24 protein-coding genes are annotated in these 24,708 nt (G+C 55.0%); 22 read left to right on the top strand and 2 right to left on the bottom strand.

Annotated features, from left to right (window positions below):
* The first annotated feature begins 12 nt into the window (after positions 1-12).
* From mnmG to KHA84_RS02730, 6 genes are all read left to right on the top strand, one after another.
* A complete protein-coding gene (gene mnmG / locus KHA84_RS02755) occupies positions 13-1,902 on the top strand; it encodes a tRNA uridine-5-carboxymethylaminomethyl(34) synthesis enzyme MnmG (RefSeq protein WP_213421962.1) in 1,890 nt (629 codons plus the stop codon).
* Between the two features lie 64 nt (positions 1,903-1,966).
* Positions 1,967-2,686 carry a 16S rRNA (guanine(527)-N(7))-methyltransferase RsmG gene (gene rsmG, locus KHA84_RS02750; RefSeq protein WP_213421960.1) on the top strand — a complete coding sequence of 240 codons (720 nt, stop codon included), beginning with the start codon at positions 1,967-1,969 and terminating at the stop codon, positions 2,684-2,686.
* A 313-nt stretch (positions 2,687-2,999) separates the two neighbouring features.
* Positions 3,000-3,869, top strand: coding sequence for a nucleoid occlusion protein (noc, locus tag KHA84_RS02745; protein WP_213421958.1), 870 nt, complete (start codon positions 3,000-3,002; stop codon positions 3,867-3,869).
* Positions 3,870-4,014: 145 nt separating this feature from the next.
* The gene (locus tag KHA84_RS02740; RefSeq protein WP_213421956.1) at positions 4,015-4,788 is read left to right on the top strand and encodes a ParA family protein; all 774 of its coding nucleotides are present in this window, start codon (positions 4,015-4,017) and stop codon (positions 4,786-4,788) included.
* A complete protein-coding gene (locus KHA84_RS02735) occupies positions 4,769-5,611 on the top strand; it encodes a ParB/RepB/Spo0J family partition protein (RefSeq protein WP_213421953.1) in 843 nt (280 codons plus the stop codon). Before KHA84_RS02740 ends, KHA84_RS02735 begins: the two co-directional genes overlap by 20 nt.
* 63 nt (positions 5,612-5,674) lie before the next feature.
* Positions 5,675-6,412: a DUF554 domain-containing protein gene (locus tag KHA84_RS02730; RefSeq protein ID WP_213421951.1), complete on the top strand. Its 738-nt coding sequence runs from the start codon at positions 5,675-5,677 to the stop codon at positions 6,410-6,412.
* On the opposite strand, the gene yyaC is transcribed toward KHA84_RS02730, so the two are convergent.
* Positions 6,293-6,928 carry a spore protease YyaC gene (gene yyaC, locus KHA84_RS02725; RefSeq protein WP_213421949.1) on the bottom strand — a complete coding sequence of 212 codons (636 nt, stop codon included), beginning with the start codon at positions 6,926-6,928 and terminating at the stop codon, positions 6,293-6,295. The genes KHA84_RS02730 and yyaC overlap by 120 nt on opposite strands.
* A 166-nt stretch (positions 6,929-7,094) precedes the next feature.
* Here yyaC and KHA84_RS02720 point away from each other — a divergent pair, with 166 nt between their 5' ends.
* The 3 genes from KHA84_RS02720 to ychF all read left to right on the top strand — a co-directional run bounded on the left by KHA84_RS02720 (position 7,095) and on the right by ychF (position 9,367).
* Positions 7,095-7,922, top strand: coding sequence for a mechanosensitive ion channel family protein (locus KHA84_RS02720; RefSeq protein WP_213422013.1), 828 nt, complete (start codon positions 7,095-7,097; stop codon positions 7,920-7,922).
* A 43-nt stretch (positions 7,923-7,965) separates the two neighbouring features.
* A complete protein-coding gene (locus KHA84_RS02715; protein WP_213421947.1) occupies positions 7,966-8,169 on the top strand; it encodes a DUF951 domain-containing protein in 204 nt (67 codons plus the stop codon).
* A gap of 97 nt (positions 8,170-8,266) precedes the next feature.
* Complete coding sequence (gene ychF / locus KHA84_RS02710; protein ID WP_213421945.1) at positions 8,267-9,367, top strand: redox-regulated ATPase YchF; 1,101 nt, start codon at positions 8,267-8,269, stop codon at positions 9,365-9,367.
* Between the two features lie 205 nt (positions 9,368-9,572).
* On the opposite strand, the gene KHA84_RS02705 is transcribed toward ychF, so the two are convergent.
* A complete protein-coding gene (locus KHA84_RS02705) occupies positions 9,573-10,196 on the bottom strand; it encodes a DUF3267 domain-containing protein (protein ID WP_236823053.1) in 624 nt (207 codons plus the stop codon).
* A 345-nt stretch (positions 10,197-10,541) separates the two neighbouring features.
* Between KHA84_RS02705 and rpsF the strand changes: the two genes are divergently transcribed.
* From rpsF to KHA84_RS02640, 13 genes are all read left to right on the top strand, one after another.
* Positions 10,542-10,832 carry a 30S ribosomal protein S6 gene (gene rpsF / locus KHA84_RS02700; RefSeq protein WP_092097734.1) on the top strand — a complete coding sequence of 97 codons (291 nt, stop codon included), beginning with the start codon at positions 10,542-10,544 and terminating at the stop codon, positions 10,830-10,832.
* Between the two features lie 41 nt (positions 10,833-10,873).
* Entirely contained in the window at positions 10,874-11,389 is a 516-nt protein-coding gene (gene ssb, locus KHA84_RS02695; protein WP_213421938.1) for a single-stranded DNA-binding protein, read from the top strand.
* Positions 11,390-11,431: 42 nt separating this feature from the next.
* Positions 11,432-11,665: a 30S ribosomal protein S18 gene (gene rpsR, locus KHA84_RS02690; RefSeq protein WP_213421936.1), complete on the top strand. Its 234-nt coding sequence runs from the start codon at positions 11,432-11,434 to the stop codon at positions 11,663-11,665.
* A gap of 180 nt (positions 11,666-11,845) precedes the next feature.
* The gene (locus KHA84_RS02685; protein WP_213421934.1) at positions 11,846-12,787 is read left to right on the top strand and encodes a YybS family protein; all 942 of its coding nucleotides are present in this window, start codon (positions 11,846-11,848) and stop codon (positions 12,785-12,787) included.
* An 11-nt stretch (positions 12,788-12,798) separates the two neighbouring features.
* Entirely contained in the window at positions 12,799-14,775 is a 1,977-nt protein-coding gene (locus KHA84_RS02680; RefSeq protein ID WP_213421932.1) for a DHH family phosphoesterase, read from the top strand.
* Positions 14,772-15,218 (top strand): 50S ribosomal protein L9, encoded by a 447-nt coding sequence (rplI, locus tag KHA84_RS02675; RefSeq protein ID WP_213421930.1) that lies wholly within the window; start codon positions 14,772-14,774, stop codon positions 15,216-15,218. The genes KHA84_RS02680 and rplI overlap by 4 nt, the downstream gene beginning before the upstream one ends.
* Positions 15,219-15,230: 12 nt before the next feature.
* A complete protein-coding gene (gene dnaB / locus KHA84_RS02670) occupies positions 15,231-16,583 on the top strand; it encodes a replicative DNA helicase (protein WP_213421928.1) in 1,353 nt (450 codons plus the stop codon).
* A gap of 138 nt (positions 16,584-16,721) precedes the next feature.
* On the top strand, positions 16,722-18,008 hold the full coding sequence (locus tag KHA84_RS02665; protein WP_213421926.1) for an adenylosuccinate synthase: 1,287 nt from the start codon (positions 16,722-16,724) through the stop codon (positions 18,006-18,008).
* Positions 18,009-18,388: 380 nt separating this feature from the next.
* Entirely contained in the window at positions 18,389-19,762 is a 1,374-nt protein-coding gene (locus KHA84_RS02660) for a peptidoglycan DD-metalloendopeptidase family protein (RefSeq protein WP_336511072.1), read from the top strand.
* A gap of 284 nt (positions 19,763-20,046) precedes the next feature.
* Complete coding sequence (gene yycF, locus KHA84_RS02655; RefSeq protein WP_213421916.1) at positions 20,047-20,754, top strand: response regulator YycF; 708 nt, start codon at positions 20,047-20,049, stop codon at positions 20,752-20,754.
* 6 nt (positions 20,755-20,760) lie between these two features.
* Positions 20,761-22,581 carry a cell wall metabolism sensor histidine kinase WalK gene (gene walK, locus KHA84_RS02650; protein WP_213421914.1) on the top strand — a complete coding sequence of 607 codons (1,821 nt, stop codon included), beginning with the start codon at positions 20,761-20,763 and terminating at the stop codon, positions 22,579-22,581.
* Positions 22,572-23,894 (top strand): YycH family regulatory protein, encoded by a 1,323-nt coding sequence (locus KHA84_RS02645; protein WP_213421912.1) that lies wholly within the window; start codon positions 22,572-22,574, stop codon positions 23,892-23,894. Before walK ends, KHA84_RS02645 begins: the two co-directional genes overlap by 10 nt.
* The gene (locus KHA84_RS02640) at positions 23,881-24,690 is read left to right on the top strand and encodes a two-component system regulatory protein YycI (protein WP_213421911.1); all 810 of its coding nucleotides are present in this window, start codon (positions 23,881-23,883) and stop codon (positions 24,688-24,690) included. The genes KHA84_RS02645 and KHA84_RS02640 overlap by 14 nt, the downstream gene beginning before the upstream one ends.
* Positions 24,691-24,708: the final 18 nt, after the last annotated feature.

Genomic DNA, 24,708 nt, shown 5'->3' with positions numbered 1-24,708 from the left:
GGATGAACGAACATGCCACAATTTGAAGCAGGCAAGTTCGATGTAATTGTCATCGGAGCGGGCCACGCGGGTGTTGAAGCCGGCCTGGCCGCAGCGAAAATGGGTGCATCGACCCTCATGCTTACGATGAACCTCGACATGGTCGCGTTCATGCCGTGCAATCCGTCGATCGGCGGCCCGGCAAAAGGGATCGTTGTCCGTGAAATCGACGCGCTCGGCGGCGCGATGGGGAAAGTCATTGATAAAACGCATATCCAGATGCGCATGCTGAATACAGGAAAAGGTCCTGCCGTGCGGGCACTCCGCGCTCAGGCCGACAAAGTGCTTTACCAGCAGGAAATGAAGAGCCTGTTGGAGGAACAGGAAAATCTTCACCTCCACCAGGGCATCGTCGAGGAACTGATCGTTGAAGACGACGAAGTAAAAGGGGTCATCACACAAGTCGGTGCCGTTTACCGCGCCGAAACGGTCGTCGTCACGACGGGGACATTCCTCCGCGGAGAGATCATCATCGGCGACCTGAAATACTCCAGCGGCCCGAATCACCAGCAGCCGTCGATCCGCCTTGCGGAAAACCTCGAGGAACTCGGATTTGAGACGGTCCGCTTTAAAACCGGGACGCCGCCGCGTGTGAACAGCCGCACAATCGACTACAGCAAGACGGAAATCCAGCCGGGCGATGACGAGCCGCGGGCGTTCAGCTATGAGACGACCGAGTTCATCACCGACCAGTTGCCGTGCTGGCTCACTTACACGACCGGGGAAACGCACGAAATTATCAACGACAACCTGAATCTGTCTCCGATGTACTCCGGCATGATCAAAGGCAAGGGCCCCCGCTACTGCCCGTCGATCGAAGACAAAATTGTCCGTTTCAGCGATAAGCCGCGCCACCAGATTTTCCTCGAGCCGGAAGGCCGCAACACACGTGAAGTGTATGTGCAGGGACTTTCCACCAGCCTGCCGGAGCACATCCAGCGCCGGCTGCTGGAGACAATCCCTGGGCTTGAAAAAGCCGAAATGATGCGAGCCGGCTACGCGATTGAATACGATGCGATCGTCCCGACACAGCTTTGGCCGACACTTGAGACAAAACGGATCCGCGGCCTCTACACCGCGGGCCAGATCAACGGCACGTCGGGCTACGAAGAAGCTGCGGCACAGGGCATCATGGCCGGCATCAATGCGGCTGCCCGGGTGCTCGGCCGCGAGGAAGTTATCCTGAGCCGCTCCGATGCCTACATCGGCGTCCTCATCGATGACCTGGTGACCAAGGGCACGAGCGAGCCGTACCGGCTGCTCACATCGCGTGCGGAATACCGGCTGCTCCTTCGCCATGACAACGCCGACCTCCGCCTGACGGAAATCGGACACCGGATCGGCCTTCAGAGCGAGGAACGGTATGCCCGCTTTATCGAGAAAAAGCAGATGATCGAAGACGAGATCAAACGCCTCAGCCGAACGGTTCTGAAGCCTGACGATGCGCTTCAGGAAGCCATCCGTGAAATCGGCGGCACAGAACTGAAGGAAGCGATCCACGCCTCCGATCTGTTGCGCCGTCCGGAAGTCCACTACGGCCTGATTGAAGCCGCGGCACCGGCGGATGTGGAACTGCCGGAAGAGGTCAAGGAACAGGTCGAGATCCAGGTGAAATATGAGGGCTACATCAACAAGTCGATGCAGCAGGTGGAACGTCTGAAGAAGATGGAAGACAAGAAGATCCCTGAAAACATCGATTACGATGCCATCCAGGGTATTGCCTCCGAAGCGCGCCATAACCTCAACGAAGTCCGTCCGCTTTCCATTGCGCAGGCTTCCCGGATCTCCGGCGTCAACCCGGCGGACATCTCCATCCTGCTCGTCTATATCGAACAGGGTAGGATTGCAAAAGTATCCGGTTAAACACCAATAGGCCGATGTGAACAAGATTCGCATCGGCCTGTTTTATGGAAGGGGAACCGTCTCAATGAATGAAGAACAATTTGTGCAGGAACTTGAAAAGCGCGGCATTTCTCTGAGCGAACGGCAGATTGCCCAGTTCCGCCGCTATTACGAGCTGCTTGTCGAGTGGAACGAGAAAATGAACCTGACGGCGATCACGGACCGGGAGCAGGTGTACCTGAAGCACTTTTATGACTCGGTGAGCGCCGCATTCCAGGCCCCGTTTGATGGTCCATTGACTGTTTGTGACGTCGGAGCGGGCGCAGGCTTCCCGAGCATCCCGCTGAAGATCTGCTTCCCGGAACTGCAGGTGACGATCATCGATTCCCTCAACAAGCGGATCACGTTCCTTGATGAACTCGGAAAAGAGCTCGGGCTCGACCATGTCCGCTTTGTCCATGCGCGGGCGGAGGAAGCCGGCCGCAACCCGGATTTCCGCGAATCGTTCGATGTCGTGACCGCCCGCGCGGTGGCACGCCTTCCGGTACTGGCCGAACTGTGCCTTCCGCTTGTAAAGGAAGGCGGCCGCTTCATCTCCATGAAGGCGGCGGCTGCCGGTGAAGAAATGCGGGAAGCGGAATACGCCGTGAAACTCCTTGGCGGCCGCCTGAAGGAATCCCATTCGTTCCTGCTGCCGGTCGAAGACAGCGAGCGCAACATCTTCGTCATTGAGAAAGTTGCCCGCACCCCGAAAAAATACCCGCGGAAACCCGGCACCCCGGGCAAACTTCCGTTAGTTAAGTAAGGAAATTCGAGATGCACTCATGTTTTGGTGTTGAGTGAAACGAAAATTATTCTTAATTGATGGCTGATTGAAGCGAAAGGCCCGAGACACCTGCGGGAAAAGCGTTAGTCGAAGACCCCACAGAGCGTAGCTCGAGGAGGCTGAGGCAACGCCCGCGGTAAGCGAAGGGCCTATAGCGGAAATCAGCCTTTTTAATGTGCTGTTCCACGTGGAACATTTTTTATATATTCTTACATTTGGACTCTCCGGGAAGGAATTTCCGGTCCCGCATCGAATTGTCATGTAGTAGGATGTCCATAAGGGGGTGCCCGTTTTGAAAAGCACTTTCTCGCGCTTTTTCGGGAACAGCGATAAAGATGAATTATTTGAAGCGAGCGGGGCGGAACGTTCCGAAGACGTGATCAAGGTCCGCCTGGCCGATATCATACCTAACCGTTTCCAGCCGAGGACGATCTTTGATGAAGAGAAGATCGACGAACTGGCACGGACCATCAATATCCACGGCGTGATCCAGCCGATCGTCGTTCGCCCGATCGAAGACGGCAAGTTCGAGATCATTGCAGGCGAACGGCGATACCGGGCGATGAAAAAGCTGAAGTGGACGGAAGTGCCGGCAATCATCCGGGACATGGACGACAAAGAGACTGCTTCCGTCGCCCTCATCGAGAATCTGCAGCGGGAAGAACTCACTGCGATCGAGGAGGCCATGGCGTACGACAAACTGCTGAAGCTCCATTCCCTCACACAGGAAGCACTCGCGCAGCGGCTCGGCAAGGGCCAGTCCACCGTCGCCAATAAACTCCGTCTGCTGAAGCTTCCGGAACCGATCAGAAGGGGCATCCTTGACCGTGAAATATCGGAACGCCATGCCCGTTCACTGATCCCCCTCAAGGAAGAAGAACTGCAGCTTCAGGTTTTCGATGAGGTTAAAGAGCATCAATATAATGTCAAACAGCTGGAAGTGAGAATCCAGGAAATCCTGAATCCCCCTGAGGAAGAACCGGCACCCGAGCAGAAACCGAAAAAGCGGCGCAAGGCAGTCAGCAAAGACGTCCGCATCGCGCTCAATACGATCCGGCAGTCCCTCTCCCTCGTCAACCAAAGCGGCATCCGCCTACAGACTGAAGAAGAGGACGAAGAGGAATTCTACAAGATTACAGTCAGAATCCCGAAACAGAAGTAACCGCCTCTTGCCGCTTTGGCAAGAGTTTTTTCTGTCAGGCCGAAAGACCCTCCGGCAGAATTTTGGTAGAATATAAGAAATGGCCCTCAAAGTATGCAAGGGCCTGGCCAATACCGCAACGAAGCAGTTGGAAAGCAGGTGCATTGTGGGAAGAATCATATCGATCGCCAATCAGAAGGGCGGAGTCGGAAAAACGACGACCTCCGTCAATTTGAGCGCTTGCCTCGCGCATCTTGGCAAGAAGGTGCTGCTTATCGACACGGATCCTCAGGGGAACGCGACGAGCGGAGTCGGCATCAACAAAGGCGATGTCCAGAACTGCATATACGATGTCCTGATCGATGATGCCGATGTCCGGAGCGCAGTCATGCCGACGAAGGTGGAAGGCCTGAGCGTCATCCCGGCCACCATCGCACTTGCCGGTGCGGAGATCGAACTGGTGTCCACGATCTCACGTGAAGTGCGCCTCAAGCATGCGCTGGATGAGCTGAAGGATGAATATGATTACATCATTATCGATTGCCCGCCTTCCCTCGGCCTGCTCACGCTCAATGCGCTCACCGCGTCTGACGGGCTGATCATCCCGGTCCAGTGCGAATACTACGCCCTGGAAGGCCTGAGCCAGCTTCTCTCGACTATCCGGCTCGTCCAGAAGCACCTCAACCAGGACCTGATGATTGACGGTGTTCTCCTGACAATGTTCGACGCGCGCACAAACCTTGGCATCCAGGTGATCGAGGAAGTGAAAAAGTACTTCCAGGACAAGGTGTACCATACGGTCATCGCGCGTAATGTCCGTCTGAGCGAGGCGCCGAGCCACGGTGAACCGATCATTGTCTATGATCCGCGGTCACGCGGAGCGGAAGTTTATCTAGAATTGGCGAAGGAAGTGATCCGCAATGGCGAAGGGGCTAGGTAAGGGGCTGAATGCACTTTTTCCCGGAGAGTCGCTGAAACAGTCCGAACAAGTGGAACAGATTGACCTGAAACTTCTGAAGCCGAACCCGTACCAGCCAAGGAAGGTGTTCGAGGAGGAGAGCCTCAAAGAGCTGACCGAGTCGATCCGCGAGCATGGCATCCTCCAGCCGATCATCGTCCGGAAAAAAGGCCGGAAGTATGAAATCGTTGTCGGCGAGCGGAGATTCCGGGCTTCAGGAGAAGCGGGACTGGAGTCCGTGCCTGCTGTGGTGCGTGATATGACCGACCAGCAGATGATGGAATTGGCGATTCTGGAAAACCTTCAGCGGGAAGACCTGAACCCGGTTGAAGAGGCGGAAGCCTACAAGCAGCTGATGGATGCGCTCGGCCTGACGCAGGAGCAGCTGGCTTTCCGTCTCGGAAAAAGCCGGCCGCACATCGCAAACCATCTTCGTCTTCTTTTTCTTCCCGAACAGGTCCGGGCAATGCTGTCGGACGGTAGGCTGTCGATGGGCCACGGGCGTGCGCTTCTGGGACTTAAGAATAAAAAGCAGATTGAGCCGGTTGCTCAAAAAACAGTCTCCGACAGCCTGAATGTCCGGCAACTGGAGGCGCTTGTCCAACGGATGAATGAAGATGTTCCACGTGAAACAAAGAAAGAAAAGAAAGACATCTTCATTACTGAGAAGGAAACGGAGCTCCGGGACTTTTTCGGTACGAGCGTCAATATCAGAAAGACCAAAAACCGGGGCAAAATCGAAATCGAGTTTTTCTCGGATGAAGATCTTGAACGGATCCTCGAGCTTCTGGAGCAACAGCAATAACCACCTGCCCTTTTTCCGCAGAGAAAAAGGGCGGTCTATTTTTGGGGATAGAGGGGGATCCTTATGGCGTTATTTGGCACGGTTGTGAACGTGCTGCTCATCATCATCGGTTCGGTGATCGGCCGGTTTCTCGGAAGGATTCCCGAACGTGTAAGGGAGACAGTGACCTATGCCATCGGCCTTGCGGTCATGGTCATTGGCATTCAGATGAGCTTTGCCACTTCCCAGATTATCATTGTCATCATCTCGATCGTTGTAGGAGCGGCGATCGGTGAATGGCTGGATCTGGACGGGCAACTGAACCGTCTGGGCCGCTGGATGGAATCCAAAGCGGGCAAGACACCGGGAGAAGACGGCCAGGGCGGAATCGCCCAAGGGTTTGTCACGGCAACCCTCATCTTCGTGATTGGTTCGATGGCGGTCATCGGGGCGATTGACAGCGGCCTCCGGAACGATCACGACGTCCTCATTGCAAAGGGCATCATCGACGGGTTCACTGCATTGATCCTAAGTTCAACGCTTGGCATCGGCGTCATTTTGTCCGCTGTGCCGGTGTTTCTTTACCAGGGCGCGATCACGATGCTCGCTTCTGTCATCAGCCGATTTATCCCGGACGACATGATGCGGTTTTTCATCGAGGAGATGACGGCGACCGGCGGCCTGATGATACTTGCAATCGGATTAAACCTGATCGGGCTGACGAAGATCCGGGTGGCAAACCTCATCCCCGGAATTCTCGTCGTAGCTCTCGTGACCGGACTCCTGTACGGCTTTGGTTTCACTCCGGCAGCAGGCGAGTGAGATCGCCCGGGCGGTCACCCGGCTCATCATGAACGGCAGGTGGAGACGGGTATTCTGGAGAACTTCCTGGCTGTTCGGTGCAGCTGCATTGACAACGCCCTTGATCGACAGATCTCCGATCGGCGGCAGCGTCTTCCCGACGGCGCGCCCGGGGAAAAGCGGGCGGTCTTCGATGACGATCTGCCCGATGTGCTCGGCCCTTCCGAGGCAGGCATCGACCGCCACGGTGAACACATCGTCGCCGGTCTCGGCGATCTGCTGAAGGTTCAGCGCATGGACCGGCCTGCTGAGCGTCCCTAGGATCGGATGGCGAAGATTTCCCAGTTCGGTGAGCGAGGTGCCGGTCAGCGGACCGTAGGCATCCCCTGTCGACCGGTCCGTCCCGATGCAGACAAACCGGACCGGACGCTCGCCGAACGGTATGTGGCGGAGGAGGACGGAGGCGATTCTCCAGGCCGCCCCCGCCTCCGCGTAATGGAAACGTCCCTGTTCAGAACTCGTCCCGATGCGGATCATATGAACCTCTTTTCTGTGCGTGTTTTTGGAAGTATACGCGGGAAGATGAGAGGATATACAGGAATCAGAGGAGGTGGATGGAGTCGTGGCTAAAGAAACACCGGTTCAGGCGGAAGTCACCGAAGAATTCAGAAAGTCATTCGACCTGATCAGGCAGGTAAAGGACATGCTGTTGGATGAAGGGCTCTGGCTGAAGATCGGATTTATCAGCATTAAGATTCTGGTCATCATCCTGCTTGCAGCGGTGGTTGTCCGAATCGGAAAAGCCGTCATCCGCCGGGTATTCAGCGTCAGATTGAGACGGCCGCTTTCGGAGCGGAGGGAGCGTACGCTTCTTAAACTGCTGGAGAATATCCTTTCCTATGTCATTTATTTCGCGGCCATTCTTGCTGTGCTGTCCATATTCGAAATCAATGTCACCGGTCTGATCGCGGGTGCCGGGGTACTGGGTCTGGCAGTCGGTTTCGGCGCGCAAAGTCTTGTGAAGGATGTCATCACCGGCTTCTTTATCATCTTCGAGGATCAGTTTTCGGTCGGCGACTATGTCAGGATCGGAGAGGCGGAAGGAACCGTTGAAGAAATCGGACTGCGCACGACAAAGGTGAAAGCCTATACGGGAGAACTGTTCATCATCCCGAACGGCAATATCTCCGAAGTCGTGAACTCTTCGATCTACAATTCGACGGCGGTCATCGATGTGCGGCTGGGTTACGAGACGGACATCCCGATGGCGGAATCGCTCATCAGGGAGTTCCTGGCAGGTCTTATAAACGATGAGAACTATTCAGATCTGCTTTCCCCTCCTGACCTGCTCGGCGTCCAGAGCCTGGACCCCCACCACGTTGTCCTTCGGGTGACGGCAGAAACGGCGCCCATGATGCACTTTGCCGTGGCACGCCGCCTGAGGATGGACCTGAAGCAATTCCTTCAGGAAAACGGAATTGAGATCCCGTATCCGAAAATGGTCATGGTGGATTCGAAACCGTCGGAATGACATGTTAGAATCAGGATAAAAGCAGAATCCGGAGGTGGTCCCGGTGGAGCCGAAGGAATACGGCATCGGAGACGTGGTTGAGATGAAAAAGCCGCACCCGTGCGGCACAAACGCCTGGAAAATCATCCGGCTTGGAGCGGACATCCGGATCAAATGCACCGGATGCCAGCACAGCGTCATGATTCCGCGGCGGGAATTCGAGAAAAAGATGAAGAAAGTGCTTGGACGCGCAGAGGCAGAGGAATGATGGACATCCCTGCCTTTTCTTCTTATACTTATAAAGTTGTAGGGATTGAATCAGACTGTTTAATGTTTTGGATATAGATTGAAAGGTTGTGGAAACCATGGCATTAACTGCCGGTATCGTCGGGCTCCCGAACGTCGGGAAGTCCACACTGTTTAACGCCATCACCAAAGCCGGAGCGGAAGCGGCCAACTACCCGTTCTGCACGATCGACCCGAACGTCGGGATCGTTGAAGTGCCTGACGCACGCCTCAACAAACTGACGGAACTTGTCAAACCGAAAAAGACGGTCCCGACCGCATTCGAGTTCACCGATATCGCGGGCATCGTCAAAGGCGCCAGCAAAGGCGAAGGCCTCGGCAACAAATTCCTCTCGCATATCCGAGAAGTCGACGCAATCTGCCAGGTTGTCCGCTGCTTTGCCGACGAAAACATCACCCACGTCTCCGGCAAGGTCAACCCGATTGATGACATCGAAGTCATCAACCTCGAACTGATCCTCGCCGACCTGGAAAGCGTGGACAAGCGCTTGACACGCGTGTCGAAGATGGTCAAGTCGAAGGACAAGGAAGCCCTTGTGGAAGAGCCGATCCTGAAGCGCCTGAAAGAAGCGTTTGAAGATGAAAAGCCGGCCCGCTCGGTCGACTTCACGGAGGACGAGCTGAAGGTCATCAAGGGCATGAACCTGCTCACGATCAAGCCGATGCTGTACGTTGCAAACGTCTCGGAAGACGAGATTTCGGATCCGGACAACAACGAATACGTCCAGCAGGTCCGCGAATTCGCAAAAGGCGACAATGCAGAAGTCATTGTCGTCTGCGCGAAAATCGAGGAAGAAATGGCCGAACTCGATGATGACGAAAAAGCGATGTTCCTTGAGGAACTCGGTATCGAGGAGGCCGGCCTTGACCAGCTGATCCGCGCTTCTTACAACCTGCTCGGACTGGCCACCTACTTCACGGCCGGTGAGAAGGAAGTGCGCGCCTGGACATTCCGCAAAGGCATGAAGGCTCCGCAGTGTGCCGGTGTCATCCACACCGACTTCGAGCGCGGCTTTATCCGTGCGGAGACGGTCTCCTATGAGGACCTCCTAGAGGCGGGTTCGATGGCCGCTGCCAAGGAGGCGGGAAAAGTCCGCCTGGAAGGCAAAGAATATGTCGTCGAGGACGGCGATGTCATGCTGTTCCGCTTTAACGTCTGATTTACACGAAATAGCCCCGGTTCCGCTCGATGCGGAACCGGGGTTTTACATATAAAAGAAAAAGTCTTGAAGTGACATAGACACCCGGAAGCGCGCATAGAACTCCGGAAAGCGCGCATAGGGTTCTATGCGCGGTTTTCCAGTACTTGAGCGAGCGCTCGCTCCATATCCGCAATCCCGACAGGCCTGCACCCCAAGTGGACACTCAGTTTCCGGGGTCTGTGCCATCTGCCTGTGTTGCCGCCTTTCCTTGCGGATCATAGGCATACAGCTTCGGTTTCTCGGGATCATCGCGGATCAGCCAGTTGTCCGGAAGCTTTCTGAGCTGGCGGTTCATCTCCAGATCACCCGCCGCCCCGCCGATCAGAAAGGCCGACAGCAGAATCAGGAGATGGCTGTCCACCCAGATGCCGATGATGCCCGGCAGAATTCCGGTGAGCCAGAGCGGCAGGAGCAGCGCTCGCCGCATCGGCCGGTTCCGGAGCGGAATCTCGGTCGTCGCATACGCGATGCCCATCTCCAGGTTCACCCCGTAGGCCATTTTCCGGAACGGCACGCCGCCGAAAATCCGGAAACCGAGAAGGTGGCACGCCTCATGCAGCACGATGAGCACGACGTAGCCGACGGCGAACAGCAGCAATCCGAGCATGAAGCCCCCGAACGAGACGGACACCGAAAGCTCTCCCCGGATGAGAAAACTGACCAGATAAAGAACGGCCGCACCCCCGCCGGTCAGCCAAAGACTCTGCTTCATCACCCGCCGCAGATCCAGATCAATCACCCGATCCGGCTCCCGTGATTCCAACTCTTCTAGATTCAACTTAACCATCCCCCTGAAATGATGTTTGTCTGATTTCAATGAATGTGATTTTGAAATTGATTGGAGCAGAGGGCGTGAGACTCCTGCGGGAACAGCGGGCCAGGCGAGACCCCGCAGGGCATAGCCCGAGGAGGCTCGCGGACCGCCCGCGGAAAGCGAGCGCCCGACGCGTAAATCAACCTGCTCCATACAACAAATTATACGCCAACTTCTCTCTCCGGACTTTCCATAGAAAATAGTTGAAAACGGACAGGCACCATGGTAGAATAAACCGATGTGAGTAAGTATTGAATATTTTACTCCTTGCCTGCCGCATCGCGGCCGGCCACAAGTCCACAAGGAGGTGACATCTTGATGAACAAGTACGAAATCATGTACATCATCCAGCCGAAAATCGAAGACGAAGCGAAAAAAGCTCTTGTTGAGCGTTTCGACGGAGTACTCACTTCGAACGGCGCGGAAATCATCGAGTCGAAAGAATGGGGCAAGCGTCGTCTCGCTTACGAGATCAACGACTTCCGCGAAGGGGTTTACCACATCGTAAAAACCAACGCGCCTACAACTGCGATCGATGAATTCACACGTCTTGCCAATATCAACGAAGACATCATCCGTCACATCGCGATCCGCGAAGACGAGAAGTGATTCTCCGTTAAACAGAAACCACAAAAGGGGGTTGTTGTCTGATGATTAACCGTGTTGTCCTGGTCGGCCGACTTACGAAGGATCCTGAACTGAAATACACGCAGTCGGGCATCGCCGTCACCCGCTTCACCCTTGCCGTGAACCGTCCGTTCACGAACCAGCGCGGGGAGCGGGATGCGGACTTCATCAACGTGGTGACCTGGAGGAAGCAAGCCGAGAACGTGGCCAACTTCCTCCGGAAAGGAAGCCTCGCGGGTATCGATGGCCGCATCGAGACGAGCAGTTTCGACGGCCAGGACGGAAAGCGTGTCTTCATGACGGAAGTCGTGGCGGACAGCGTCCAGTTCCTCGAGCCCCGCGGAGCGGGCGGCGACCGCGGCCAACAGGCACCGCCGTCCTACGGCGGACAGCCTCAGCAGAGCCAGCCGTCCTACAACAATAACAATAATTATCAGGGGCAATCCCCGAACCAGAATAACTATACACGCACGGATGATGATCCGTTCTCGCCGGGCGGCGGACCGATCGAAGTATCGGACGACGACCTGCCGTTCTGATCATCACGCCGGTAAAACCAAGAGTAAAGGAGGCGAACCAGTATGGCACCACGTCGCGGACGCAGACGCCGTAAGGTCTGCTACTTCACGTCCAACAACATCACGCACATCGACTACAAAGACGTCGATATGCTTAAAAAATTCATCTCCGAGCGCGGGAAAATCCTCCCACGCCGTGTGACGGGTACTAGCGCAAAATGGCAGCGCAAGCTTACAGTTGCCATCAAGCGTGCCCGGATCATGGGCCTTCTTCCATTCACAGCGGAAGAACGCTAAACATGAGAACAAAAGACGTTCCGGCCCTTGCCGGGATGTCTTTTTTCTATCATGGGACGGACCCCGCGGGCAGCCGCCGGGAGCCCGTCCCTTTTTGGTCCCTACGGCAAAACATGATACAATGATAGGAAGATTCCACTTGGAAATCTGGTGGATATCCTATCTGAAAGAAGGCTGACCATGGGTAACGACAACGCGAGAAGACTGACCTTCGGCGCGATGATGGCCGCCTTGTTCACACTGCTTGCGGCCATCACTTACTACGTGCCGGTCCTCGGTGTGATCACGGTGTTCTTTATCCCGCTTCCGCTGGCGCTCTACAGCGCGCGCTACAGCCGCGGCCCCTCGCTGACAGTGACGGGCGCCGGGGTCATCCTCTCCCTCCTGATCGCCGGTCCTGGCGGGCTGCTTCTGGCCCTGCTCAACGCTCCCGTCGGTTTCATCATCGGGGATGGCGTGAGGACTGGCAAATCCAAATTATATATGTTCATGGCATCGGGTCTCGCGGTTCTCATCACCGGGGTGCTGCAATACGCGGCTGCCGCGTTATTGATGAACCTGAATATCATCGCCGAGCTGACCGGACAGATGCGCGACATGTACGCGCAGGCGGGCGAACTGATGGACCGCATGGGCCAGAAGCCTGCGGAATATGATGAGATGGTATCCGCCGCACTTTTGCAGGTAGAGACGCTCATTCCTTCCGCGTTCATCTTTGTCTCCTACGCAACCGCCTTTGTGACGCTCGCCATTCTTTTCCCGGTCATGCGGAAGCTGGGGACGGCAGTGCCGAAGTTTCCTCCGTTCCGCGACATGAAGTTGCCGGCGGTTCTTCTTATCTACTACGTGATCATCCTGATCGCGTCGCTGATCGGGGAATTTGAGCCCGGTTCGACGGGCTATCTGATCGTCATGAATGCGCTGCTGATCCTGCGGACACTGTTTTTCCTGCAGGGTCTGTCGCTGATCGCATATCTTCTCCATGCCTCCGGCAAACCGGGCTGGCTCCTTGTGTTCGCGGTCTTCCTGGCACCGCTGCTGTTCCCGATCATCTCTTTGCTCGGGATCATCGACATCGGGTTCAAACTGAGGGGGTACATTACGGGAAGCAAAGGAAAGTGAGTGGCTGACGAATGGGAAGTTTTTTCAGACTACGGCCGATCCGGACACCGCTTGCGGTCCTGACGGTGATTGTTCTCGGGGCGACCGTCCCGATCTGGTTATACAATGAATGGGTGGCGGCAGCATGGCTGATGGTTGCCATCCTTGTGCTGGCTGCCGCCTGGAAAACCGAGGCAAGGACTTATGCAGAGACCGAAAAGCATATCGAAAACCTTTCGGTCCGGATGAAGAAGGTCGGTGAGGAAGCACTGCTCGAGATGCCGATCGGGATCATCCTCATCAACGACCAATTCACGATCGAATGGGCGAATCCGTACATGTCCCAGCTGCTTGAGCACGATACGCTCATCGGCGAGGAACTGTTCGGGCTGTCCGAGGATTTCCGCTCATTCGTCAAGGAAGGCGCCGACCCGGAGGGGGTCATCTCCCTCGGCAACAGACAGTACAAAGTCATCTACAAGCCGGAAGAAAAGTTGTTCTACCTGTTCGATATCACCGAGCAGCTTGAAATTGAAACACTCTACTACGCCGATCGAACCGTTCTCGGCATGATTTTGGTCGACAACTATGATGAACTCTCCTCCGGCATGGATGACCAGACGAAAAGCCGCCTGAACAGCCTGGTAACCACCAGGGTCAATGATTGGGGAGCCGAATACGGCATTTACGTGAAACGGTTCAGCTCGGACCGGTTCCTCGCGGTACTGAACGAGTCGATTCTCCATGAACTGGAAAAGGACAAATTCAGAATCCTGGACAAGATCCGGGAAGAAACGGCGCGCGAAAGCTCCGCGCTCACTCTGTCCATCGGTATCGGTGCAGATTCCGCTTCTCTTCCGGAGCTCGGGGAACTTGCCCAATCGGGTCTTGACCTTGTCCTCGGCAGGGGAGGCGACCAGGTCGCGATCAAGCAGCCGAGCGGCCGCGTTAAATTCTACGGCGGCAAGACGAACCCTGTCGAGAAACGGACACGCGTCCGGGCGCGCGTCATCTCGCATGCCTTGCGCGATCTGATTCAGGAAAGCGACAAAGTGATTATCATGGGGCATAAGCTTCCCGATATGGATGCCATCGGTGCGGCCGTCGGGGTTCGCAGAATGGCCCAGCTGAATGGTGTCGAGGGGTATGTCGTCATCAATCCGGACGAACTCGATGCAAGTGTCATCCGCCTTATGGAGGAAATCCGCTCGGAGCCGGACCTGTTCAGGCACTTCATTACACCGGACGAGGCGCTCGGCATCATTACCGACCGGACGCTCCTCGTCATCGTGGATACGCACAGACCGAATTTTGTCGTTGATGAGCGGCTTCTCGGCAAGGCGGAAAAGACGGTCGTCATCGATCATCACCGCCGCGGCGAGGAATTCATCGAGGACACGCTTCTTGTCTACATGGAGCCGTATGCATCTTCGACGGCCGAACTCATCACCGAACTCTTGGAATACCAGCCGAAAGGCGAGAAAATCTCGCCGCTTGAGGCTACGACGATGCTTGCGGGCATCGTTGTCGATACGAAGAGCTTTACGCTCCGGACAGGCTCACGCACGTTCGAGGCCGCTTCCTATCTCCGGTCGAACGGTGCCGATACGGTGCTGATCCAGCGGTTCATGAGAGAAGAAATCGGAACCTATCTGGAGCGTGCGGACATTATCCGGACCGTCGAGGTGCTGGAGGGCGGAATCGCCATCGCACACGGCGCGGAAGGAGAGCCCCACAGCCCGGTTCTCGTTGCGCAGACGGCGGATACGCTGCTCACAATGAAAGGCGTCGTCGCTTCGTTTGTCGTGGCGCTCAGGCCCGAAGGACGGGTCGGGATCAGCGCCCGTTCGCTCGGCGACCTGAATGTACAGCTGATCGCCGAGCGGCTCGGCGGCGGCGGCCATCTGACCAATGCAGCTGCACAACTTGATACGGAATCCGTCAGTGAGGCGCTAGCGCTGCTGAAGGAGACCATCAGTGAAATGACAGAAGGGGGAACTGAAGAATGAAAGTGATCTTCCTTAAAGACGTAAAAGGCAAAGCAAAAAAAGGTGAAATTAAAGAAGTTTCCGTCGGCTACGCACAAAACTTCCTGTTCAAGAACAACGTTGCCGTTGAAGCGACGCCGGCAAACCTGAGCAAGCTGGAAGGACAGAAAAAGCGGGCAGAGAAAGATGCCGCACAGGAGCTGGCCGAAGCAAAAGAACTGCAGGCCAAGCTTGAGCAGCTGACTGTCGAGCTCAAGGCAAAATCCGGCGAAGGCGGCCGGCTGTTCGGCTCGATCACGTCGAAGCAAATTGCCTCCGCGCTCGAGAAGCAGCAGGGCATCAAAATCGACAAGCGGAAAATGGACCTGCCGGATGCGATTCGCTCGCTCGGCTATACCAATGTTCCGATCAAGCTCCATCCGGACGTCACCGCGACGCTCAAGGTGCATGTGACGGAAGAATAAGGAGAGAACGGAATGGAACAGCAGTTTGACCGCGTCCCGCCGCATAGTAATGAAGCCGAGCAGTCGGTGATCGGGGCGATTTTCCTCGAACCGCAGGCGCTTATCACGGCGGCGGAGACGCTTGTGCCGGAGGACTTCTACCGGGTGTCCCACCAGAAAATCTTCCGGACGATGGTGACGCTCAGCGACCGCGGTGAAGCGATCGACGTCGTTACCGTCACAGAAGAGCTTTCAGCCAAGAAAGAGCTGGAGGACGTCGGCGGCATCTCCTACCTCACGGAGATCGCCAATGCCGTACCGACTGCGGCGAACGTCGCGTATTATGCAAAAATTGTAGAGGAAAAAGCGCTTCTCCGGAGGCTGATCCGGACCGCGACGGGCATCGTCGAGGACGGCTTCACTCGTGAGGACGAGGTCGATGCGGTGCTTGCAGAGGCCGAGAAAAAGATGATGGAAGTCGCCAGCCGCAAAAATGCGGGCGACTTCAAGCACATCAAAGATGTCCTCGTCCAGACGTACGACAATATCGAACTGCTCCATACCCGAAAAGGCGAGGTCACCGGAATCCCGACAGGGTTCCGTGACCTCGATCACATCACGGCGGGTTTCCAGCGCAACGATCTGATCATCGTCGCTGCACGGCCATCCGTCGGGAAAACGGCCTTTGCGCTGAACGTTTCACAGAACGTGGCGACGAAGGCCGGAGAAAATGTCGCCATCTTCAGTCTCGAGATGGGCGCAGACCAGCTGGTCATGCGGATGCTCTGCGCGGAAGGCAATATCGACGCGCAAGTGCTCAGGACCGGCGCGCTTGAAGCCGAAGACTGGCGCAAGCTCACGATGGCGATGGGCAGTTTGTCGAACGCCGGTATTTATATCGATGATACTCCGGGCATCCGGGTAAGCGAAATCCGCGCGAAATGCCGCCGGCTCAAACAGGAGCACGGACTCGGCATGATCATGATCGACTACCTCCAGCTGATCCAGGGCAGCGGCAAGCCCGGCGAAAACCGGCAGCAGGAAGTTTCCGAGATCTCCCGCTCACTCAAAGGGCTTGCCCGTGAGCTGGAAGTCCCGGTCATCGCCCTGTCCCAGCTGTCCCGTGGGGTCGAGCAGCGTCAGGACAAGCGACCGATGATGTCCGACCTTCGTGAATCGGGTTCAATCGAGCAGGACGCCGACATCGTGTCCTTCCTCTACCGTGAGGACTATTACGACAAAGAAACCGAAGACCAGAACATGATTGAAATCATCGTCGCGAAGCAGCGGAACGGCCCGACCGGCACAGTAAAGCTTGCTTTTGTAAAAGAATATAACAAATTCGTCAATGTTGACTGGAGCCAGCATGAGGCACCGCCGGCATGACTTCCAAAACCCGAACGTTCGATGCTGGAGTGCATCTGTGCGTTCGGGTTTTTCTTGACCCGTTATCGGATCATTGGTACACTATATCTGTTTGAAATCGGACGTGAACAATAGACCGTCCATCGGAGGTGCAGATCTATGCCATCAGTGGTGGTAGTCGGAACGCAGTGGGGAGACGAAGGTAAAGGGAAGATCACCGACTTTCTTTCGGAAAACTCGGAGGTCATCTCCCGTTATCAGGGCGGTAACAATGCCGGTCATACGATCATTTTCGGCGGGGAAACGTATAAGCTTCACCTGATTCCGTCGGGGATTTTTTACAAGGATAAAATATCGGTCATCGGCAACGGTATGGTCGTTGATCCGAAGGCGCTTGTCACCGAGCTGGATGGGCTTCATGCACGCGGTGTGGAGACGGACAATCTCCGTATCTCGAACCGTGCGCACGTCATCCTGCCTTACCATATCAAGCTCGATGAAGTCGAAGAACTCCGCAAGGGTGACAACAAGATCGGCACGACCGGCAAGGGAATCGGCCCTGCCTATATGGACAAGGCCGGCCGGATCGGCATCCGGATCGCCGACCTCCTCGACAAGGAAGTGTTCGAGGAAAAGCTGACCCGCAACCTGAAGGAGAAAAACCGCCTGCTTGAGAAGTTCTATGAGACAGAAGGCTTCAAGGTGGAAGACATCCTCGACGAATACTACGAGTATGGACAGAAGATCGCACAATATGTGACAGATACATCCAAAGTGCTGAACGACGCACTGGATGAAGGCCGCCGTGTCCTTTTTGAGGGAGCACAGGGCGTCATGCTCGACATCGACCAGGGGACATACCCGTTCGTCACGTCATCGAATCCTGTGGCGGGCGGCGTCACGATCGGTGCGGGCGTCGGCCCGACAAAGATCAATCATGTGGTCGGGGTCTGCAAGGCCTACACGTCCCGTGTCGGCGACGGCCCGTTCCCGACAGAGCTGTTTGACGAAGTCGGCGATCGCATCCGTGAAGTGGGCAAGGAATACGGCACGACCACAGGCCGCCCGCGCCGCATCGGCTGGTTCGACAGCGTCGTTGTCCGCCATGCGCGCCGCGTGAGCGGACTGACCGATCTGACGGTCAACTCCATCGATGTGCTGACGGGTCTCGAGACGGTCAAAATCTGCACGGCATACCGCTACAAGGGCGAGCTGATCACCGAGTACCCGGCGAATCTGCGGGTGCTGGACGACTGCGAGCCGATCTACGAAGAAATGCCGGGCTGGAGCGAAGACATCACAGGTGTCCGTTCCCTGGACGAACTGCCGGAAAATGCACGCCATTACCTGGAGCGCATTGCCCAGCTGACAGGCGTCCAGATCTCCATCTTCTCGGTCGGTCCTGACCGCACACAGACCAACGTCATCAAGAGCGTCTGGCGCTAAGCCGGCAAGTGAAGCCACTCTCCGATCCGGAGGGTGGTTTTTTCGTTTCCGCCAATTTGCACGTTAAACTCTTCCTGTTTCTGTATTTCTTCTGCTGTCACAGCCGTCATTCTGATGAAATAATCGACGAATATTTTGGAATGCCGACTGGGTATTGGGTCCCATTTTACAGTTGCATTACAAATGGCCCGCATTGCTTGTGCCTATATATAGGTAGCTGTTAAAGTGGCTAAGGCTAAGATTATAAATACAGAGACATAGATAGAGAAACGCAGAAAGGACAAGGGAATGAGATGCAAGGAAACACAGATAATTACAGTGCAAACTCTCCATCTTCCGGGAAAAAGAAGAAGGGGAAGATCAGGAAAGTTTTGTTGACGGTGCTCCTGGGCTCCCTTCTCTTCACCGGTACGGGATTCGCGAAAGAAAGCCTCCACGACCAATATCACGTCTATGAAGGCGGCGAATACATCGGAACAGTCAAGAGCCCGGAAGTCATCGACCATGCAGTGAATGACAAGAAGGCAAAAGCGGAAGATGCCCACGAAGACCTTGAACTCGTCGTCGGCCGTGATCTCTCTGTCGTAAAGGAGAAAGTTTTCGGAAGCTCCGAATCCGCTGATGAAGAATCCGTGAAGAAAACTCTTGATCAAACACTCGCTGTCGAAGCGAAGTCTGTCGCAGTCCAGGTGGAGGGAAAAACCCTGTTCCACCTGAAGGACCCGGAAGCATTCAACCGGGTGATCCGCGGCGTCAAGCTGACCCACGTGACCGAGAAAGAACTGGCAGACTACGAAGCTGCACGGGAATCCGGTGAGTTTCCTGAGCCCGAAGAAGGTCAGACACAGGTGACGCACCTTTCCCTGAAGGCGGACCTGCAGGCAAAGGAAGTTTATACCGACCCCGAGAACATCAAGACGGAAGAAGATGCCCTTGAGCTGCTTCGCTCCGGAAAACCTGCAGAGCATGACTATACCGCGGGAGAGGGTGACACGCCCGAGAAAGTCGCAAAGTCACACGGCATGAGCATGGAACAGCTCCTTGAGCTAAACGGAGGAATGGGCGAACAGGAGACACTTGCTGCCGGAGAAACAGTAAAGGTCATTGTCGAGGAGCCGTACGTGGAAGTCTCCGTCACCCGGAAGCATCGTGAAGCTTCGCCAATCGCGCATAAGAAGGTCATGAAAGATGATGAAACGTTGCTGAAAGGCGAGAAGAAAATTGCCCAAGCCGGGAAAGACGGCAAAAAAGAAATGACTTCGGTCACGGAAACCGTGAACGGGAAAAAAGTATCCGAGAAAGTTCTGGAAGACAAGGTTGTCGAAGAGCCGGTTGATGAACTGATCCTGAAGGGCACAAAGGCCGTGCCGGGCGTGTCCACAGGGAAATTCGCCTGGCCGGCGCAGGGCGGCTACGTTTCGAGCAAGAAAGGACCTCGTTGGGGACGCCAGCACAACGGTATCGACATTGCCCGCCCGAGCGGCAAGGCGATCCTTGCGTCTGACGCAGGCACCGTCACCGCAACCGGCCCTCAGGGCGGCTACGGAAACCGGGTCGTGGTTGACCATGGAAACGGCTATACGACACTGTATGCCCACCTGCAATCGATTAGTGTCAAACCCGGCCAGAAACTTGCCCAAGGCCAGAAACTTGGCGTGATGGGCAATACAGGCAGGTCAACAGGCGTGCATCTTCACTTCGAAGTGCGCAAGAACGGACAGCTCATCAATCCGCTTACCGTTGTAAGCCAGTAATCGAATCATGCAGAAAGGACGGCAGGCCGCAGGGCCGCCGTCCTTTTCAGCATCCGGCATCTTACAGTCATATACTCGGGAAATATGTCGTTCCGAGACGATTATTGCCCGGGAAATGAATCATTTATTTCCCGGATTCGACACTCTCCATTGCAGTTTCGGACAACTTGCCTGCGGACAGTTAAATAGGTTGAGAGTCAACCTCACAAAGATGCGGAACTTGCAAACTCGTGATAGCATAAGGGAAACAGGACCGAACCTGATAATGAGAAGGGAAGACCATCATGGACAAGACCATTCTTGTAGTGGATGATGAAAAACCGATTGCGGACATCCTCCAATTCAATCTGAAAAAAGAAGGCTACAATGTCATCACTGCATATGACGGCGAAGAAGCGCTGGAACGTGTGGAAGAAACTGTTCCTGACCTTGCGCTGCTGGATATCATGCTGCCGAAAAAGGACGGCATGGAAGTTTGCCGCGAGCTTAGAAAGAAATATGACTTTCCGATCATCATGCTGACGGCCAAGGACTCTGAAATCGACAAAGTTCTCGGGCTGGAACTCGGCGCGGACGACTATGTCACAAAACCGTTCAGCACCCGTGAGCTGATTGCACGTGTGAAGGCCAATATGCGCCGTCACCAAACCGCTCCCGCTGAGTCGGAAGAGGAAGTGTCCAACGACATCACCGTCGGCCAGCTGACAATCCAACCGGACGCCTACATTGTCCAAAAACGCGGCGAATCGATCGAGCTTACCCACCGGGAATTCGAGCTGCTCCACTATCTTTCCAAGCACATCGGGCAGGTCATGACACGCGAGCACTTGCTCCAGACCGTCTGGGGCTATGATTACTTCGGTGATGTGAGGACGGTCGACGTGACGATTCGCCGCCTCCGCGAGAAGATTGAGGACAATCCGAGCCACCCGGCATGGATCGTGACAAGGCGCGGCGTCGGATACTACCTGCGCAATCCGGAACAGGAGTAACGCCTCATGCAGAAAGTCGGCTTTTTCCGGTCCATTCACCTGAAGTTCGTCCTCATGTACGTTCTTCTCATCCTGATTGCCATGCAGGTCATCGGCATCTACTTTGCACAGGAACTTGAAGAGACGCTGAAAAAGAACTTTGAGGAGTCCATCGAGGACCGGGTGAATCTCCTGGAATTCAGCGTCAGGGAAGAAATGACACGGCAGAGGACCGGTGAAGACCCTTCCCCCGAGGAAAGTCTTCGCGCGGTCCTTGATGGCTTTTCCTCGGATGACATTCTCGAAGTGAGGATCATCGATCCAAAGATGCGGATTCTCGCTACATCCGAATATGAAAACAATGAACTGATCAACCAGCTTATGGTGAATGAACTTGTAAGGAATTCGATTCAGTTTGGTGGCTCATTCGATAGCATCTCCCTGAATGAGTCCCAGCGCAGGATCTGGGTGCTGGCGAAGCCGATCATGTCCGGAGACGAAGTGATCGGCTCGATTTATACCGAGTCGAACATCGAGAAGGTGTATGGACAAATCAATGACATCAACCAGATTCTCGCAGGGGGAACGATATTTTCACTCGGGATCACCGTGATTCTTGGCATTCTCCTCGCCCAGACGATCACCCGGCCCATTGCCGATATGACCAGGCAGGCGAGCGCCATGGCGAAAGGGAACTTCGCCCGGAAGGTCCGGGTGTACGGCCAGGATGAAATCGGGGATTTGGCGAAGGCATTCAACCATCTGACAACCCGTCTTCAGGAGGCGCAGTCGTCAACCGAATCCGAACGCAGGAAGCTTGCCACGGTTCTCTCCAACATGACAGACGGCGTCATCTCGACCGACCGGAAGGGGCGCATCATTCTGATCAACGACACGGCGCTCGATATGTTGGGCGTTCCCCGTGAACATGTTCTGAACCGCCCAGTGCCGGCTGTGCTCGGCCTTGAGGCGGAGCACACCTTTGAAGACTTTGTCGATATGCAGGAGCCGCTCACAATCGACTTCAGTGATGAGGTGCGGCCATACATCCTGCGGGCGAACTTCTCGGTTATCCAGAAAGAAACCGGATTTGTAAACGGGCTGATTGTCGTCCTGCATGACATCACCGAGCAGGAGAAAATTGAAATGGAACGCCGTGAATTCGTTTCGAATGTCAGTCATGAGTTGCGTACGCCTCTCACTTCCATGCGGAGCTACCTGGAGGCGCTGGCGGACGGTGCGTGGAAGGACGAGGAGATTGCCCCTTCCTTCCTGCACGTCACACAGACCGAGACAGAGCGGATGATCCGCCTCGTCACGGATCTTCTTCAGCTGTCACGGATGGACAGCCGGGAGTATGAGCTGAACACCGATATTGTCGACTTCGTGAAATTCTTCCACCGGATCATTGACCGGTTTGAACTCATGAAGTCCAAAGACGTCCAGTTTATCAGGCAGATTCCGCCGGGTCCGCTGTACACGGAGCTCGACATGGACAAGATGACCCAGGTCATCGACAACATCATCTCAAACGCCCTGAAGTACTCTCCGGACGGCGGCAATGTCAGGTTCACTGTGCAGCCGGAAGATGATCATATTAAAATAGCGGTTTCCGATGAAGGGATGGGCATTCCGGAAGCGAATGTGAAGCGGATTTTTGAGCGGTTCTACCGCGCAGACAAAGCCCGCTCCCGGGCAATGGGCGGAACGGGCCTCGGCCTCGCCATCGCCAAGGAAATGATTCAGGCCCACGGCGGCCACATCTGGGCGGAGAGTGAGGAAGGCAAAGGCACGACTATCTTCTTCACACTTCCATTTGAAGTTGAAGAGGCGGGTGAATGGGATTGAAATATGTAGAGCATATCAAATCGGCAGTCCTCATTCTGCTCATCCTCCTCAGTGTGTCGCTGACATTCTCGATCTGGACATTCCGGACCAATTATCAGCCGATCGAACAGGCGCCGGCTGTTGAAACCATTTCGGAAAAACAAAAACTCGGCGATGTGATCCTTCCCTATAAATTGATTGCCATGTCAGAAGACGGCGTCACCGGCACAACGGGCAGAGAGGACATCGGAAAGCTGATGGACTTTATGAAGACGTGGTCGTTCCAGAACCTGACGGAGGCCGACAAGGAAGTCACCATGGAAGAAGCCGATGACATCATCAGCCAGCCCAACACTGTCACGCTCTTTTTCCGTTCTCCCATTCCGTTCGGGGTTGCGGACAGTCTGTTCCGGTTTGCTGATTCGGTGACGACGGAAGCCAGCTTTAGCCAGATCGTCATTGAAACACAGTCAGATATCGGGCTTATCCATTTTATCGGAAAAGACGGCGGACGAAGATTTACAGCCCAAGCTACAGGAGTTGAACCTGAACAGCTCAATGATCTGCTGGCGGGGGCCAAAGGATTGGAGCCTTACGGAGCGGTCGAGCGGGAAACGGCAATGACGCTATATCTGCCTGCAACAAGCGCATCTGTCAGCAACATGACCTTTTTCCAGCAGGAAGTCAGCCCTTCCCGCTTCAAGAAAGTGCTGTTCCCGGACACCACCCTGGTCAAGCAGGTTAAGACAGGCGAACACTCGGAAAAATACCATGATATCGAGCGGCAGATGATTGTTGACACAGAGATGAAGACGCTGAGATTCAATAATACGCGGATGAGCGACAGCGAGGGGGTTTCGATCCCAAGTGAACTGCTCATGGACAGTTTGGACTTTGTCAACGGACATGGCGGCTGGACCAATGAATTCGTCCTTTCGTCGATGGATCCGCTGCGCAAACAGATCAAATACCGGATGGTGGTAGAGGGATACCCTGTCTTCAGCGAGATGACATTGACTGAGATTACCCAGATTTGGGGCAATGGCCAAATCTCCAGTTATGCACGACCTTATTACCAGTTGGGTGAACCTACCCCGGAAAATGCGGAAAAGCGCCTTCCGGCCGGTACAGCCGTGGCCGAAGGACTCCGTACAGACCCGGAAGTTGATTTTAATCAAGTCGATGACATTGTCCGGGGATACCATCTCCAGCTTATCCAGCGCGGTGAAGAAGCATTGTATACACTGGAGCCGGAATGGTTCTATGAGGAAAATGGGGAATGGCATCCCGTGAACAATGCCGGTACAGGAGGTGGCAGGGGTGGACTGGAGTAAGACAAAGACCATTTTCATTGTCGTGTTCGCCATCCTGAATGTTTTCCTGTTCTCGCTGTATATGAACCGGACAAATGAGTATGAAAACTACGAGGTGCTCGGTGAAACGAGCATCGAAGAACGGCTGAGCGGAGATGACATCACTTACGGAGACCTCCCGGAGACCAAGGAAGCCTTCCGTGTTTCCGGCGAGCTGAAGCCTGTCAGTCTCATGGAATTAAGGGATTTATCCGGCCAGGCACTTAAGATCGTGGAAGGGCACACACTCATTTCAGAGCTTGAGGAACCATTTGGCCTGGAAAACAGCAAAGGCAAGCTGGAGTTTGAAGAGTTCCTTGAGAAATATGTGACGAACGGCAAGAATTACACCCTCTGGGAAGTGGACGAGGAAGAGCGGACGGCAACCTTTTTCCAAACATTTGACGGCAACACGATCTTTTACAATGAGAACTCGACACTGACCGTGCATTGGAATGCAGACCGGAAGGCTATCCGATACGAGCAGACCATGCTTCACAACCTGAAGGAAATCAACGAGCAGAAAAGCCTCTACTCTCCACTCCAGGCAATCAGCGCGCTTTCCCGGTCTGAAGCTATCAAGCCGGGTACCAATGTCACGGATGTAGAGCTGGGCTATTCCCCGCTTGTCGAGCTGACTCAAACGCAAGTGTTTGTCCCGACCTGGCATATTCATGTAGAATTGATCGATGGGACTAATGCCGACCACTTCATCAACGCAGTGAACGGCAAAATCCTCGATAAGCTTTCCGAACCAGACACCGAAGAAGAAGAGTAGAAGAGTAGAAGAGTAGGA

Source organism: Bhargavaea massiliensis (assembly GCF_018390575.1).
In the GTDB taxonomy this organism is placed as follows: domain Bacteria; phylum Bacillota; class Bacilli; order Bacillales_A; family Planococcaceae; genus Bhargavaea; species Bhargavaea massiliensis.
Note: the sequence above shows the minus strand (reverse complement) of the source record. Positions and strands in the feature narration are given on the sequence as shown.